At 61.2% G+C, this 14,411-nt stretch carries 13 protein-coding genes; 2 read left to right on the top strand and 11 right to left on the bottom strand.

Features of this window, described 5'->3' with window-relative positions; translation table 11 throughout:
* Window positions 1–17: 17 nt before the first annotated feature.
* From HPY55_03015 to HPY55_03045, 7 genes are all read right to left on the bottom strand, one after another.
* On the bottom strand, window positions 18–743 hold the full coding sequence (locus HPY55_03015; protein NPV69603.1) for an ABC transporter substrate-binding protein: 726 nt from the start codon (window positions 741–743) through the stop codon (window positions 18–20).
* 626 nt (window positions 744–1,369) lie between these two features.
* Window positions 1,370–2,080 carry a GntR family transcriptional regulator gene (locus HPY55_03020; GenBank protein ID NPV69604.1) on the bottom strand — a complete coding sequence of 237 codons (711 nt, stop codon included), beginning with the start codon at window positions 2,078–2,080 and terminating at the stop codon, window positions 1,370–1,372.
* 304 nt (window positions 2,081–2,384) lie between these two features.
* Window positions 2,385–2,939 (bottom strand): hypothetical protein, encoded by a 555-nt coding sequence (locus tag HPY55_03025; GenBank protein ID NPV69605.1) that lies wholly within the window; start codon window positions 2,937–2,939, stop codon window positions 2,385–2,387.
* Between the two features lie 78 nt (window positions 2,940–3,017).
* Entirely contained in the window at window positions 3,018–4,544 is a 1,527-nt protein-coding gene (locus HPY55_03030; protein NPV69606.1) for a biopolymer transporter Tol, read from the bottom strand.
* A 5-nt stretch (window positions 4,545–4,549) separates the two neighbouring features.
* Window positions 4,550–4,897: a hypothetical protein gene (locus HPY55_03035; GenBank protein NPV69607.1), complete on the bottom strand. Its 348-nt coding sequence runs from the start codon at window positions 4,895–4,897 to the stop codon at window positions 4,550–4,552.
* Window positions 4,870–5,520, bottom strand: coding sequence for a hypothetical protein (locus HPY55_03040; GenBank protein ID NPV69608.1), 651 nt, complete (start codon window positions 5,518–5,520; stop codon window positions 4,870–4,872). Before HPY55_03040 ends, HPY55_03035 begins: the two co-directional genes overlap by 28 nt.
* An 849-nt stretch (window positions 5,521–6,369) precedes the next feature.
* Window positions 6,370–6,870 carry a hypothetical protein gene (locus tag HPY55_03045; GenBank protein NPV69609.1) on the bottom strand — a complete coding sequence of 167 codons (501 nt, stop codon included), beginning with the start codon at window positions 6,868–6,870 and terminating at the stop codon, window positions 6,370–6,372.
* Between the two features lie 166 nt (window positions 6,871–7,036).
* Between HPY55_03045 and HPY55_03050 the strand changes: the two genes are divergently transcribed.
* Both HPY55_03050 and HPY55_03055 read left to right on the top strand, forming a co-directional pair.
* The gene (locus HPY55_03050) at window positions 7,037–7,585 is read left to right on the top strand and encodes a hypothetical protein (protein NPV69610.1); all 549 of its coding nucleotides are present in this window, start codon (window positions 7,037–7,039) and stop codon (window positions 7,583–7,585) included.
* Between the two features lie 24 nt (window positions 7,586–7,609).
* On the top strand, window positions 7,610–8,173 hold the full coding sequence (locus HPY55_03055; protein ID NPV69611.1) for a helix-turn-helix domain-containing protein: 564 nt from the start codon (window positions 7,610–7,612) through the stop codon (window positions 8,171–8,173).
* A gap of 254 nt (window positions 8,174–8,427) precedes the next feature.
* On the opposite strand, the gene glmS is transcribed toward HPY55_03055, so the two are convergent.
* The 4 genes from glmS to HPY55_03075 all read right to left on the bottom strand — a co-directional run bounded on the left by glmS (window position 8,428) and on the right by HPY55_03075 (window position 14,362).
* Window positions 8,428–10,266, bottom strand: coding sequence for a glutamine--fructose-6-phosphate transaminase (isomerizing) (gene glmS / locus HPY55_03060; protein NPV69612.1), 1,839 nt, complete (start codon window positions 10,264–10,266; stop codon window positions 8,428–8,430).
* A 473-nt stretch (window positions 10,267–10,739) separates the two neighbouring features.
* A complete protein-coding gene (gene glmM / locus HPY55_03065; GenBank protein NPV69613.1) occupies window positions 10,740–12,293 on the bottom strand; it encodes a phosphoglucosamine mutase in 1,554 nt (517 codons plus the stop codon).
* Between the two features lie 22 nt (window positions 12,294–12,315).
* The gene (locus HPY55_03070) at window positions 12,316–13,527 is read right to left on the bottom strand and encodes a hypothetical protein (GenBank protein ID NPV69614.1); all 1,212 of its coding nucleotides are present in this window, start codon (window positions 13,525–13,527) and stop codon (window positions 12,316–12,318) included.
* Window positions 13,528–13,555: 28 nt separating this feature from the next.
* The gene (locus HPY55_03075) at window positions 13,556–14,362 is read right to left on the bottom strand and encodes a TIGR00159 family protein (protein NPV69615.1); all 807 of its coding nucleotides are present in this window, start codon (window positions 14,360–14,362) and stop codon (window positions 13,556–13,558) included.
* Between the last annotated feature and the right edge of the window lie 49 nt (window positions 14,363–14,411).

Below are 14,411 nucleotides of genomic sequence, written 5' to 3' on the forward strand. Positions count from 1 at the left end.
CCGCGGGCCTCATCCGCCTACTTCCTGTCCTTCCAGGCGGGCATCGGCCAGGCGAATTCCTTTGCCGCAACGTCAGTCGGCCATACGGTGACGTATGTCCCATCGAACGCCTGGGCGATAATCCCGGTGGCCAGTGTGTTCTGGTGCGTTTTCTGGTCGAACTTCACACCGGACCAGGGAACGATGAGCGCGTCCCCGCCGATGCTGGTCTCCAGAAGCGCCTTCTTGATATCCCCGGGCTTCGTCGAGCCGGCGCGGTTGAGAGCATCGGCCAGTACGAGAAGCCCCGTGAAAGCCCTGGCGTAGTCCCCGGTAAGGTCCTTTCCGGTTTTCTTCTTATACATCTCGTTGACTACCTTAACCATCGGGCGCTTCACGCCCAGGTCCGGGGCCCAAACAGTGGTGGTGTACACGTAGTCCGTCATCTTCCCGAGTGCGGTGAAGAACTCGGGAGCGATGAAGCCGGCCCTCTGCCCGATGATGGCTTTCGGAGTGAAGTCGAGGTCCTTATAGGTTTTCATGAACAGGATCGCGTCCGAGGTGTACGAAGCCTGGAGCACCACGTCCGGGTTGGCCTTCTTAAGACGCAGTACCTCGGCCGTGACGTTGGTAGAGTCACGCGGGTACGTTATCTTCTCCACGACCTTGTACCCGAGTTCTTTGGCCTTGGCTTCCTCCAGGTTGGCTATCTGGGCGCCGAATTCGGTATCCTCTGAGACTATGGCAACCGACTCGATAGACACACCCTTTGACGACGTCGAGGAACTTGAACGAATCTTCGACGAACGTCCCATCGTGGGGCCCGGTGCGGAAAAACCATTCGAAACCGCGCTCCGTCAGCGCCGGGGAGGTCGAGTCAGGGCACAGGAAGATGACTCCCAACCTCTCTGCAGCCTGGCTGGCCGTTTTCGTAACCGCGCTAAGGTGAGCCCCGAGAACCGCGGTCACTTTCTGCTCGGTTATCAGGCGTTCTGTCTCAGCTCTGCCTACCTCGGGTGACCCCTGCGAGTCGGCCACCACGAACTCGATCTTCGCATTTCCTAGACCCGGGAGGCCCTCATCCTTGGCCAACGGTAGTGACAGGTCGTACTTGCCATTGACGATTTCGGCGGCCAGTTCATATGCAGCCACGTAATCTTTCCCGGTTCCAGCCAGAGATCCCGTCATCGGGTAAACCAATCCCAGCTTGATGGTTTTGGCCGGAGCTGCCTTGGGCTGTTCTTTGGCCTGCTCTTTGGGAGCCGGCGAACAGGAGGCTACAGATACCGCAAGCAATAACATGATCAGGAATCCGATGCGCCGCTGCCACCTTACCATACATCTGCACCCCCATTTGCGTTGTGATGAACCAGTTACAGGCTAACCACGTCTACCACGACCAACTCAGGTATCCGTTTACCATGTTTGCCTCCATGCTGGCCATGGAGCTCTGTTTATCACCTTCCTTGAGCTGCCTGAGTATCTCTTCATGGTCACTGAGTGATTGCTGCATTCTCTGGGGCTTGCAGCAGTTGCGTAAGCCGGCCTGAAACACCCGTCCCCGGATGTTGTCGACTATCTCAATGAGCAGGGAGTTGCCGTACTTCCTGAGGAAAAAATCATGGAAAGCCGTGTCCTCAATCATGAACCTGTACGGGTCGCCTGCTTCCACAGCGGCGCGTTGCCTCTCAATAATCTCGGCCAGTTGATTAAAATCGGCCTCAGTAAGCGTGCCAAACACCTTTCCAATCACGTATGTCTCGATGGCGGTCCTCGCCTCGTATATGTCCCTGGCATCTTCAAACGTAACGCTGTTGATGAGAACCCCGCGCTTGGGGAGCACACGAACTAAGCCCTCTTTTTCGAGCCGCTGACAGGCCACGCTAACGGGTGTCCGGCTCATGTGAAGCGTCCTCGCCATGACACTGATGCTCACCGCCACACCCGGTTGGAACTGACCTGAGAGAATCATGTCCCGCAGGTGGGTATAGGCCTTTTCCGCAAGACTTTGGGAATCAACTACTGCGCGCTTCTGTCGGCGTCTTCGCGAGGCTTTTGTATGCGTTTGGGCACGGTCCTCATTGATGCCTTCCTCGACCACCCTGCTGTTGCGTAGGCTTGACATTGGCTCCGCTTCACCTCTTAAGGCCCAGTTATGACGTCGTTAGGAGCGCAAGCTTGGCCCGGCCTTTCCATGTACTGTAACATGCAAGTTGCATGCTAGTGACATGCGAGTTGTACTCTTCGACGTCGTACGGGGAAACTCCTTCTTCCCTTGGAAACTCTGGGGGAATCGTCAAGAGCGGCGCCAAGCGAGGTCACGGTGCTTATCAGGGTCACTGACACCAGGGCCAGCACAAGGGCGTATGCCGCCTAACGATAGTTGTTGGGCCGTCGGAAGCGAGCTATGGCGTTCCCTGGGGAAGGGGGGTCACTGAAGTCACGTACAGCGTGCTCGTGAGGGGCAGGCGACTGAGAACCAGGCGGTACCTCGGAATGATCGGCTCATTGCGCTCGACAGCACTATCGTTTTTCGGGGGCAGAGCGCTGACGATAACCTGAGCGTTCAGCCCGTCCACCTTCCAGTTGGGATAGATCGCAACCGGAAGCCTGTCTCCTCCCGAGCCATGCACAAATACGATGATGCCCGGTCCTGCAGCAATATCCTCCCATTCCAGGGGCTCCGAATACTTCAAGTTAACGAGATCCAGGGTGGAATTCCGAGCGGCGTAGCCGCTCAACGAACCCCAGTTGGGAGGGAGCCTCCTTGCGGGCTCGGCGAGTCTGCCGAACCCACGAATCTCCCTGAGATAGATGCTCGAGATGGAGGTCTTCACCCATTTGCCGTTGTCGTAATACCTGAAGCGGCCAGCCAAGCCTGCAGCCAGGAGCAGTCCCAGTAGCACAAGCTTGGCGACAATTCGCTTACCGAAGGGCATACTTCCTCCAGAAGCGGTCACCCGGCGCCCTCCCCAGTACTCCAACAGTGGAACACGTCGTTCTGATCCGCCCGGTTCCGGCACTCCCAACAGGTAAGCTCATCGTCTGGGCCAGAACCAGGCCATCTCAGCGTTGAACGTGGCGAAACCGTAGTAGCCGAACAGGTTCTTCTCTTCGGGAAACGGGCCAAGTACCTTTTCCGGCCTGCCTCCCTCGAGCGTGATCGTCCATAAAGCGTTGTCTCGCATGTAGAAGACCCTGGTACCATCCCTCGACCAGACGGGCCGGTATATCCCACTGCCGGCTTCCGTCAGAGGACGCGCGCCCGAGCCGTCTGCATCGGCTACCCACAACGTCCGCGTTGCCACCCAGGCCGCGAGTTGTTCAGGCCCGTTTATGCTCCCGGCACCGTCTGACAAGTCCTGAGCGGTCACATAGGCGATCCGCCTGCCATCCGGCGAGAACGAGGGATCCAGAGCCACACAGCCCCTCGCGTTCTTCAGTTCGCGGACCGGCCCGGCCTTTGGGTCGACTATCGCCAGCCTCTTGCCCGACCAAGCCTCACGCCCACCGCCCGCCACCACGACCAGCCGCCCCTGAGGAGAGAAGGACAGCCACTCGCGGTATCCAAGCGTGGTAGCAGTAGGCCTGGGTTCCTGAGAACCGAGTCTCAATCTCATCAGCGTCATGCCGTCTGCAGCGAGAGAAGCCGAGTGCAGCGGATCCGACCAGTAAAGCAAGCCGCTGTTATCCGGCCACCAGGCAGCCACCCACACCCCGGCCTGCGACGCCTCCACGCGTTTGACCGGTTCGCCACCCTTAACATCAACAGTATAGAGGGCATCACTGCGGTTCACCGGATCATCGTAGGCTAGAGTCGCATTGTAGGCCAGGGACTTACCATCAGGTGACCACGCGCACCAGACGAGGCCCGGAGCCAGGGCGAGATGCCTGGGTTCACCTTCGGCCGCCGCCACCCAAACGCTGTTCCCCACTCCCACGGCAAGCACGTTCTCGGCGGGTGACCACGAAAAGTCCCTGGCGCCGACCGGCCCTGGCAGTCCTTGAATCTGACGGCCCTGGCTACCGTCTCGCCGCACCACCCATAGCTGCCCAGTCATCTCCCCGGGGTCCGTAACGCGAACGAAGGCCAGCCACTGACCATCGTTGGACCAGGCCGGATGCGCCGCCCTGCCGGAGTCAGTGAGCTGCCTGACCTTGCCGGTCTCGCCCTCAACGACATATAACAGGCCCCGCCAGACGAAGGCCAGGTCATCCTGGTCCCCAAGGGGCGCTGTGTTTACTTCCGGGCCATCCCGGTCGTGCGCGGTAGCAGGTGGCGACATGTTTGGCTCCGCCCGGGCCGGCTGAAGCGCCTGCGACACATCGGCCGGTGACGGTTGCGCCGTGTGGTTCAGCCACATGATGACCCCGGAAACAACGATAATACCAGCGTAGGCGACCGCACACCGGATTAGCAAGCGAGTGTTGACCTTCATGCCTATCACTCCGACCCCCGCGTAGTTTCGACGCAAGGCCTCTTCGTCCTGTTCCGGGACGCTGCCGTGCCCGGCCGCCCGGCCACCGCAGGGGTGAAACACCAGGTAACGCGATCCCGTCTGCAACTGGCTCAGTCCGTGGATAGAACGACCATCGAACTCCCGCTCCCGCCCCCCGCCGGGGGCTCCATAAGGACGACCAGAGACTCGTCCGGCGACCACAAGTACCGGGCAGCCGCGACTGCCCACGGATCCGTCGCGCGGGGAGAGTAAGTCCACAGCCTGCGGTCGCTTACCCGGAGGAATCTGAAGTCATTGCCGGGGTCTTCCCAGCAAACACAGCTTCCCAGGGGCGAAAGCCCCGCAAGCCCGCGCGCAGCAATTTCCCCGGAAAGGATGGTGCTTCCATCGGGGCCGTCGGCCCTGATCTGGACGCGGTGCGCGGGGACACTCACCGGAGTGAGGGATACACCTGCCACAGCACACACCCGCCCGCTACCGACGCCGTAAGGCACCGCCCGCCAGGGTCGATCCTGATGGGGTGAAACGACGGGACCTGGGATGACGGCTTTGAGCCTGCGGATGGCCGGTAAACCGGGCTTAGCATCGGGACGTCCCTGGAATTCCCATAGGCGATCACGCTTCTCCAATCCGGAGCGAGTCCGGGTATGAACCCGGCAGGAATCTCCACCTCCCAGATGACATTGCCGTCCTTCTCGATGCAGGAGACCAAGGCTCTATTCTGCCCCTCCGTCCCGGTTGTACCGTATACGACGAACCTGTCATCCACTATTCTCACCAGCGCGCGGAAGTCGCCCCCGCCGGACCCTGCGGTCTCGAGTCTGGCCCTGGAAGGCGCGGTTATTTCGACAATCTCGCACGATGAGGGTGCGGTTCCCAGGATTGCCGGCGTAATGTGGAAGTATCGCGCAGCTGCGGCTCCGGGTTCCCTGGCCTGGACCCATACCCCTCGCCTGGAGAACCCACATACCGTCGCCACGTACCCCGCCGGCAACTCCAGCCGCCCGGCCACCCTTGCAGGCGCGGCGTCCGCCCTGGCGAAATCGACCGGTCGCGAATGCGGCGCGCAGCCTGTGAACATGCTCACACCAACGGCATAGGCCAGCGCTAGACGCAGTCTTCCAGGTGGTTCCGCCGTCTTCGGTAACGAAGAACACGGCAGCAAAGTCGCCGTACTCGCTTCCCTCCCGGACAAGGTGAAAGATGACAGGGAGACTCCGTGGTTTGCGCGGCCTTCAACAAAAAACTGGGGCGGGAACACGTCAATGACACTGCTCTCCAGACCAGGGGGAATGGGCAGTCTTGGCACTCTCCAGGTTTTGCCGCGGTCCGTGGTCATAATAGAGGCCCAGTTGATCCGGTCCACGGCACTCAACAGTGATCCATCCTGTCTTGCCGTCGGGCAGGAAACTGACGCTTTTCTTAAGACCACGAAAAGGCAGGCTGTCACGCCATCAGCTGTTCTTCATGCTTAGTCATGAAGAGCCTCGCTGATGCAAAGGCGACTTCAGACCAGCCCCTGAGAAGCAATGGCCCAGCCGTGACACTTCGTGACCATGTGGATTTCCTCAAACGCAATCCCCTGTGTTTGGGTCGATTCTGGCTTACTGGTCGTCGCAGCGTTACTCGAAGGTGTAAAGGAGCCGGCGAGCCGTGCGGCACAACCACCTAAGACCGATGATGTTGCCACGGAAGCCATCAGGAGTCCCACTACAAATCCCCTCATAGCCGTTCCTTCCCTCGTAACACCCGGTTGTCCATCGCCCTATCCGCTGTGACACATTTCTCCTTTCGAGACGCAGAAGTGCTTAGAGAGTTCGCTTCTCAACACTATTCCAGGCCTGTGGCCCATCCTTAAGGAGAGTGGCCTCTCCAGGCGCCAGTGGGGGACTGCCGCTCGCCTCGTCACCGGGTCAACTTTCCTCACCTGCTATTGAGCCTTTCCAGCTGCCTTGAGGGCCTGCTTCGCGAACTCGTCCACTGACTGCCGGAATGCCGAGCGATTCCCACGCCAGAACCCACGGCTGGTGACGACTCTACACCCTATCCCGGTCAAGTGGCTCGATACCTGGCTGAGCGGCGCCTGGTGCCCGCCCGAAATCCCGCACGTAGCGAAGGGAGCGAACTTCTGCCCCGCCGCCGACTTCAGCCCGGAAAGGAACGAGTTTACTGCGGGTGCCGGTCTTCCAGCCCAAACGGGAAACCCGATGAAGACCAGATCGTAACCGCCGGTGTCCGCCACCGCCTGTGACAGGGTCGGACGCGCCGAGACGCGCGCCTGCAGAATGCCGGAGAAGACGCCGGGTACTTTCTCCGTCCTTATCGGCGCAACTGTCACTTCGATCCCCTCGGAGCAAAGCCTGTCCGCCAGCAGCCCCGCCACTTGCTCGGTCGTTCCGGTTCTTGAGTAAAAGGTGACCAGCGCTTTCACGGTTCCGCCTCCCCTGGATTTCCCCATCCAAGGAACCAGTATATGCCATAGAGCGAAGCCCGGCAATCGGCCACGCCGGCGAGCGAAATCCTTCCACTCCATTGGTACGAGTGCCCTAAAACAAGGTTACGGCTTCGGGCCACGGGTTCTGGAGATAAACTCAGGCATGTCAAACGGATACCTGACGTTTCTGGCCCGCTTGAACTCAAATGGCCGTACGGATCTGGTCATCAGAAGTCTCAACATCGATGTGAGCAAATCGCTTTTCCCTGCAGCCCATGCTATAGAGCTTGGCGTTTCTACGAAATCCCTGTCGGTACCGGCCTTACGCCTCGCCCCGGGTCCGCATGTGGTGACTCCCACGGGAATCTCTCAAAAGGCGGCCTCGATCGCCCTGAGATCCCCTTATGAGGATTTCGCGAGATGCGTGAATGAATGGCAGCGCCGGAGAGATGTCATCCTGGCGGAGGCGGAAGGGATGCCTATAATTCCGGCCGCCGGTGGGTGGTCAATGCTTTTTGGTGTTGGGAAACTTGGATACGACTCCTCCAGCGCCTCGGATCTCGTGCTCAGGAGAGGCAAGATAGCTGCCACCCCGATGAGGAACTGGGGAGAACAGAACAGCGATCAGTTCGTGCACTTCGTTTTCAGCAATGAAACCACCGACCGGCTGACCGGAATCGGTGAGAGGATCGAGCGGTCCCTTTGCCGGTAACTATTAGATCCTGGAGGCAATACCGTGGAGGATATTTCATCCGTTATCGGCCGGAACCTTGGCAGCATCAGAAAGCAAAAGGGGTTGAGCCTGGACAAGGTAGCCGAACTGACCGGAGTAAGTAAAGGCATGCTCGCGCAAATAGAGCGCGGGGAGACCACTCCAACCGTCAACACTGTGTGGAAGATAGCCACAGGGCTGAAAGTGCCGTTCAGCGAGCTGATTGCCGAGCAAAGGCCGCTTGTTGAGTTTGTCGACAGCGACCGTATACAACCCATGATAGACATGGTTGAGGGGATGACCGTCTATCCCCTTTTCCCCTTCACCCCCGAACGCAATTTCGAGGTGTTCACGGTCATTCTCGAACCAGGCTCAAGTCACTCCTCTGATCCCCATGCGGAAGGGGCTGAAGAGTGTATTGTCCTAGTGGAAGGAACACTGGAGTTGACCATCGCCGGGGAAAAGCATAATCTCTTCCCCGGAGATGCCATTCGCTACCAGGCCCATAAGCCCCATACATATAAAAGCGGCGCCGGAGTGGCGTCGAGGTTTGTTGACATTATTCACTACAGCAATCCAGCAAGATAATAGGGAGACTGACTTCTTTTCCGTCATGTGTGATTTACGTATAGTCTCCGCCTTTAGTCTTCGGGCGGTATTGACCAGAAAACAGAATCGGGGTCTCGGCTATCATCCTGGCCGAAAACCCCGGGAGTTTCAGTATGGTGTCGGGAGCGGGACTTGAACCCGCACGGTGTTCACCATCCGCCACTCAAACGTACGCGCCTGCCCGCACCCACACCCCCGTCTCAACTGCTCAGACTATCATCACGTATTCCGGTTCACTCCACCGTCACCGACTTCGCCAGGTTCCTCGGCTTATCCACGTCGCAGCCCCGCGCCACGGCGGCGTAGTATGCCAGCAGCTGCAAGGGCACGACCTCGACCGCCGGCATCAGCAGCGGGTCAATCGACGGAATCTCCAGTAGCACGTCGCACTGGCGCCGGATGTCCGCCATTTCATGCGATCCCTCGGGCACGACGCCTATGACAGTGGCCTCGCGCGCCTTGACCTCGGTGATGTTCGACAGCATCTTCTCCATCACGTGCGGTTGCGTCGCCAGTGCGATTACCGGCACGCCCTCCACGATGAGCGCCAGCGTCCCGTGCTTGAGCTCGCCGGCGGCGTATGCCTCGGCGTGGATGTAGGCGATTTCCTTGATCTTCAGCTGGCCTTCCATCGCAATGCTGTAATCGAGGCCGCGGCCGATGAAGAACATGTCGTTGACGTGCGCCCAGTCGCTGGCGATCCTGGCCACCTGGTCCTCGAGCCGAAGTACGGCAGCAACCCTGTCGGGCAGCGCGCGGATCTCCGAGATGAACCTCCGCCTCTCGATCTCGTCGACCAGCCTGCGCTCCTGCGCGAGGTAGGTCGCCAGGAGGGCCAGCGCCGCGCACTGCGTGACGTATGCCTTGGTGGAGGCCACCGCGATCTCCGGCCCCGCCCAGGTGTGCAGCACGTAATCGGCTTCGCGGGAGATCGAGCTGCCCAGCACGTTGCATATTGCCAGCACGGGCACCCCTTTGCGCTTCGCGACGCGGAGCGCGGCCAGCGTGTCGGCGGTCTCACCGGACTGGCTCACGACGATCATCATGTCGCCCGGTCCCATCAACGTCTCGCGGTAGCGGAACTCCGACGCGAGGTCGGCCTCGACGGGTATCCTCGCCATCTTCTCGATGAGGTACTTGCCCGTCAGCCCCGCGTGGTACGCTGTGCCGCAGGCTACAACGAAGACCCGCCGGACGCCCGTCACCAGCTCGTAGGGCAGCCCGAGCTCGTCGAGGACCACCCGGGACCCGTCGTCCGCGACTCGCCCGCTGAGCGTGTCGCGCACCGCCCTGGGCGTCTCGTGGATCTCCTTCAGCATGAAGTGCTGGTATCCACCCCGTTCCGCCGCGACGGCGTCCCACTTTATGTTGAATACCTCCTTGTTGCGGAGGTGCCCGCCGGTATCCTTGATGGTCACGGAGTCGCGCGTCAGGATGGCCATCTCGCCGTCCTCGAGGATGTACGCCCTGCGGGTCTTGCCGAGGATTGCGGGTATGTCGGACGCAATGTAGTTCTCGCCCTCGCCCAGGCCCACGATGAGGGGGCTGTCCTTGCGGACGGCGATTATCTTGCCGGGCTCGCGCTTGCTGATCACACCCAGCGCGAAAGAGCCCTTCAGCCTGGACACGGCCTGCCTGACTGCCTCGCTAAGGTCGCCCTCGTACACGTCCTCGATGAGGTGGGCGACGACCTCCGTGTCGGTCTCCGACGTGAACCTGTGGCCGCGAGCAACGAGATAATCCTTGAGCGTCCCGAAGTTCTCGATTATCCCATTGTGAACGACCACGAAATCACCGGTGCAGTCTGAATGAGGGTGCGCGTTCTGGTCAGACGGCCGCCCGTGTGTCGCCCATCTCGTGTGGCCGATGCCCAATCCGTCCGAATCGTTGAAGCCGTCGAGCGCCGCCACCAGGTTGGACAGCCGGCCGACTTTCTTGAGTACCTCGATGTGGTCCTTGTCGAGCACCGCCACACCGGCGGAGTCATAGCCCCTGTATTCCAGTTTCTTGAGTCCGTCCAGGATGAACGGGAGCGCGCTCCCGTCACCAACGTACCCGACGATGCCGCACATGCATGTACTCCTCCCCATGAAAAACAGAATCGTGCCATTCCCCGAACGTGGGAGACGAGCCCCCGTGAGGGAACGGCACGACGTAAGGCAGACATCACAGCCCTAAGCCTGACGGCGCCTTCCGGCGCCGGAACATCGCGGATCTGCTTCGAGCATTGCGTTATGCCGTCACCCGGCCGATTTGTCTCCGGAGTCGCCTCCGGCCTTTCCCGGCCTACTCTCGGTCGTGACCAACCGTGGGGCATCCGCCGAATCTTTCGATGAACCCCACCCTCGTCAACTTGCGCGACCCTCGTACATAGAAAACCACACACGCTGAGAACCACCATTCGCGCAAGTCCAGGCGCTGATTGCTGTCGTGGGCGCCTCGCCGGGCGTTAACCCCGCGCTCGCCCCCGCCGTTCCCTCGATCTCACTTGCCATAGCCGCACGACGGGCCCCGCACAGGGACTCGCCCGCGCGACCGTGGGCCGCTACGCCCCGAACTCCCTGCTTATCACCTCCCCGATTTCCTCGGCGATCTGCAGCGCTCGCCCTGCGTCATCTGTCTCGACCATCACGCGTATCAACGGCTCGGTCCCCGAGGGCCTCACCACCACGCGACCCGTTTCGCCGAGCGCCTTCTCCGCCCGCGCGATCACCGCCTGGACTCCGGAAGCGGATGACAGCCTCTCCGAGAGACTGCCGATCGCTCCCGCCACCTTGACGTTCACCATTACCTGCGGGTACTTCGTCATCGCCGCCGCGGATGAGAACTTGCGAGCGCTCGCCTTAATTATGGAGGCCACCTTGAGCGACGTCAATATCCCGTCACCCGTGGTGCTGTGATTGAGGAATATGATGTGGCCCGATTGCTCGCCGCCGAGGTTATACCCGGACGCCAGCATCTCCTCGAGGACGTACCGGTCGCCGACGCGCGTGCGCTTTACCGACACACCGCTTCTCCGGAGAGCCACTTCCAGCCCAAGGTTGGACAGCACCGTGGCCACGACTGTATTGTCCTTCAACACTCCGCGCGACGCCATGTCCAGTCCGCAAATGGCGAGAATCTGGTCGCCGTCCACCACGTTGCCTTTCTCGTCGCTGGCTATGCACCGGTCGGCGTCACCGTCATACGCGAAGCCTACGTCGGCCTGGTTCCGGCGGACCGCCTCGCACAGTGTCGCCGGATAGGTAGAGCCGCACTTGACGTTGATATTCAGCCCGTCGGGCGAGTCGCAGACCGCGACGACCTGCGCGCCCAGCCTGCGGAACACCTCGGGAGCGATCGCGGACGCCGATCCGTTCGCGCAGTCCAACACCACCTTCAAACCCTCGAGCGGCGCCGCGCCCAGATCGCGCCCCGCAGGACTCCTGTGCGCGGATTCCTCCGCCACACTCATAAGGAATCCCATGTACATCTCGGTGGATTCGTCTTTGCTCAGCACTCGCGCCCGCCCGACGTCGCCCTTCGTCGGCCGCGGAAGCCTATCTGAAGCGCCCGCCGCGGTCCCGCAGGCGGGCCCGCTGGCCGCACGCACAACATCGCTCAGACCCGCAGGTCCGAGCACGAGCGTCTCTATCTCCTCCTCGACGGGATCGGGAAGCTTGAAGCCGTTGACGTTGAATACTTTGATCCCATTATATTCAGCGGGGTTGTGGGACGCGCTGATCATGAACCCGCCGGCGATCCCGGGAAGCCTGCTCAGATAAGCGACGCCGGGGGTGGTCATAACCCCGGCGCGGAGCGCGTCGGCCCCCGATGAGCATATCCCGGCTACCACCGCAGCCTCCAGCAGGTCGCCCGACGCGCGGGTGTCGCGCCCGACGATGATGCCCGGGCGCGACGCCGGTTGGCCGGGCCGGACGGGCGTTACGCCGCCGCCTGCGGGGCCGGCGCCTGCCGCAGGGACGCCCCCGGTCTCGGAGGCGGGGCCGTTCTTCACCAGGAAGTACGTCGCCGCCCGCGCCACCCTGTAAGCCAGTTCGGCGTCGAGTTCGGTGTTCGCGATACCCCGTATTCCGTCAGTACCGAAGAGCCTGCTCATGGCGCCTCCTCCGTGCGCGGTTCTACCTCGGTGTGAGAGTCAACGTGACGTTCTCCGGCGTCACCTTTTCGAGGGAGAATTCGTCCGAGACCGGGACCTGTACCCTTAACTCGTGGGACCCCGCCCCGAGTCCCGCGGCGTTTATGAACGGCTGAATCTTCTGCGCGATGTCGTCGGCATTCAGCGCCTCTACCTGGTCACGGCGTCCCTCAATGGTGACGTCCACGGAAGGCGGATTCACGTTGAACCTGAACTGCCCTGGTGACACGTTCTGAATCCGGACGGGTATGGCCTGGAACGTCCTCTGGATCCTGTCCTCCACGATGGCGACTCTGACGAGCACGGTCCTCTGCTCGACGCTGAATCCAGGTGGAAGCACCAGTTCCGCCTGCTTGTCGACGTCGTACGACTGGCCCGAGACGTCGACGCCGTATGTCCTGATCGAATTGAGTGCCCCCAATTTGTCAGCGGGTCCCCTGACCCTGACCTCTTTGGGCACGGTGGTCACGTCGGCCACGCGGAACCCTGCCCGAGCCGTGCCGACGATCTGCGGAACGACCTTCACCATCTTGGCCGGGGGCAGGGGTTTCATTGCCACCCTGATCTCGATCTGCTTCGGGTTCACCGTCACCAACTTGACTTCGCGGCCATCCCCGTCTACCGCGCGGAGATCTATCGCCCTGGTGACGTCCGCGGCCGCCCCGGCGACATCCACCTCCCCAACAACCTTCTGGACGCTCTGCATCTTGGACTTGGGGCCTTTCAGCGCGACCTCGGGGGTCTTGAGCTCGACACCCCCCGTAACGAAGTCCTCATTGGGGCTGCCCGTCAACTTGATTTCAGGCTTGAATGACCTGGTAACTTCCACGTCGAGCGAGATCGAGATGTTCTCCGGCACCACCTCCACCAGGTCAATTCCGGCGGGGAGCGCGACCTTCACCGGGAACTGGGAACGCCCGGGCTCGGCGCCCTTCAGGTCTACCGTCGCCGTCACCTGGTCGTCTGTCACACCTGAGATCAACCGCTTCTGGCTCTGCACCGTGATACGGATGTTCGTGGGGACCGTCTCCATGACGAACATGCCGCTCTCCAGGTTGACGAACTTGACCGGCACGTTCTGAAAAGTCCTGGGCGTGATGGGGTTCTGCTCGGTCGTAACCTGGAACCAGAGCACTATGCCCACGAGGATCGATATCACTTTCAGGGTGAAATCCTTCTCAAGCCAGCTGTTCATGGTCTAACCACTACCCATTCTTGTCGGCTCACCCGCGCCGCCGGAGGCCGGCGTGCTTGCTCTTGCACAGGCTCGAAAGCATCTCGCGCAGGGTTTTGCCGTCGAGATACCTGATGAATTTGCCCGCGTTGGCCAGGGATATCGTCCCAGTCTCCTCGGAGACGACGACGGCCAGCGCGTCCGAATGCTCGGTGATGCCCAGCGCCGCGCGGTGGCGGCTGCCGAATTCGATGCTCAGGTCGGCCGCGTCGGTCAGCGGCAGGAAACAAGACGCCGCGACTATCCTGTTGCCCCTGATTATCACGGCGCCGTCGTGCAGCGGCGTGCCCGGGACGAACAGGTTGATCAGGAGTTCGGCCGTGACCAGTGCGTCAATGCGGACACCGGTTTCGACGTAGTCCGTGAGACCGGTTTCCCTTTCCACGACGATGAGCGCGCCGCACTTGTTTCTGGCCATGACCTCGGCAGCACGGGATGTCTCCTCGATGAGCCTGGCCACGTCCACTTCCTCGAGGAACGCAAGAGACGGCGAGAACAGCTTCCCTCGCCCGATCTGTTCGAGCGCCCGCCTGAGCTCGGGTTGGAACACCACGGGGAGGGCGACGAAAAGCATCGTCCTCGCGTTGACCAGCAGCCAGTTGATGGTGTACAGGCGGAGCCGGCCCGCTATGAGGGTGCCCACGAGCAGGATAAGGATGCCCCTGATGAGCTGGACCGCCCTGGTGCCGCGGACGAGGGTCAGGAACTTGTAGATGAGATACGAGACTATGGCGATGTCAACGACCGCGACGACGAGATCGGCCAGGCTCAGGAAGCGGATCTGGTTTAGTAACACCGGTGAATCACCCTTGCTTGATTACACAACATCGACAAGATTCATTCTA

This window comes from Bacillota bacterium, from assembly GCA_013178305.1.
Taxonomy (GTDB): Bacteria; Bacillota; Sulfobacillia; order JABLXB01; family JABLXB01; genus JABLXB01.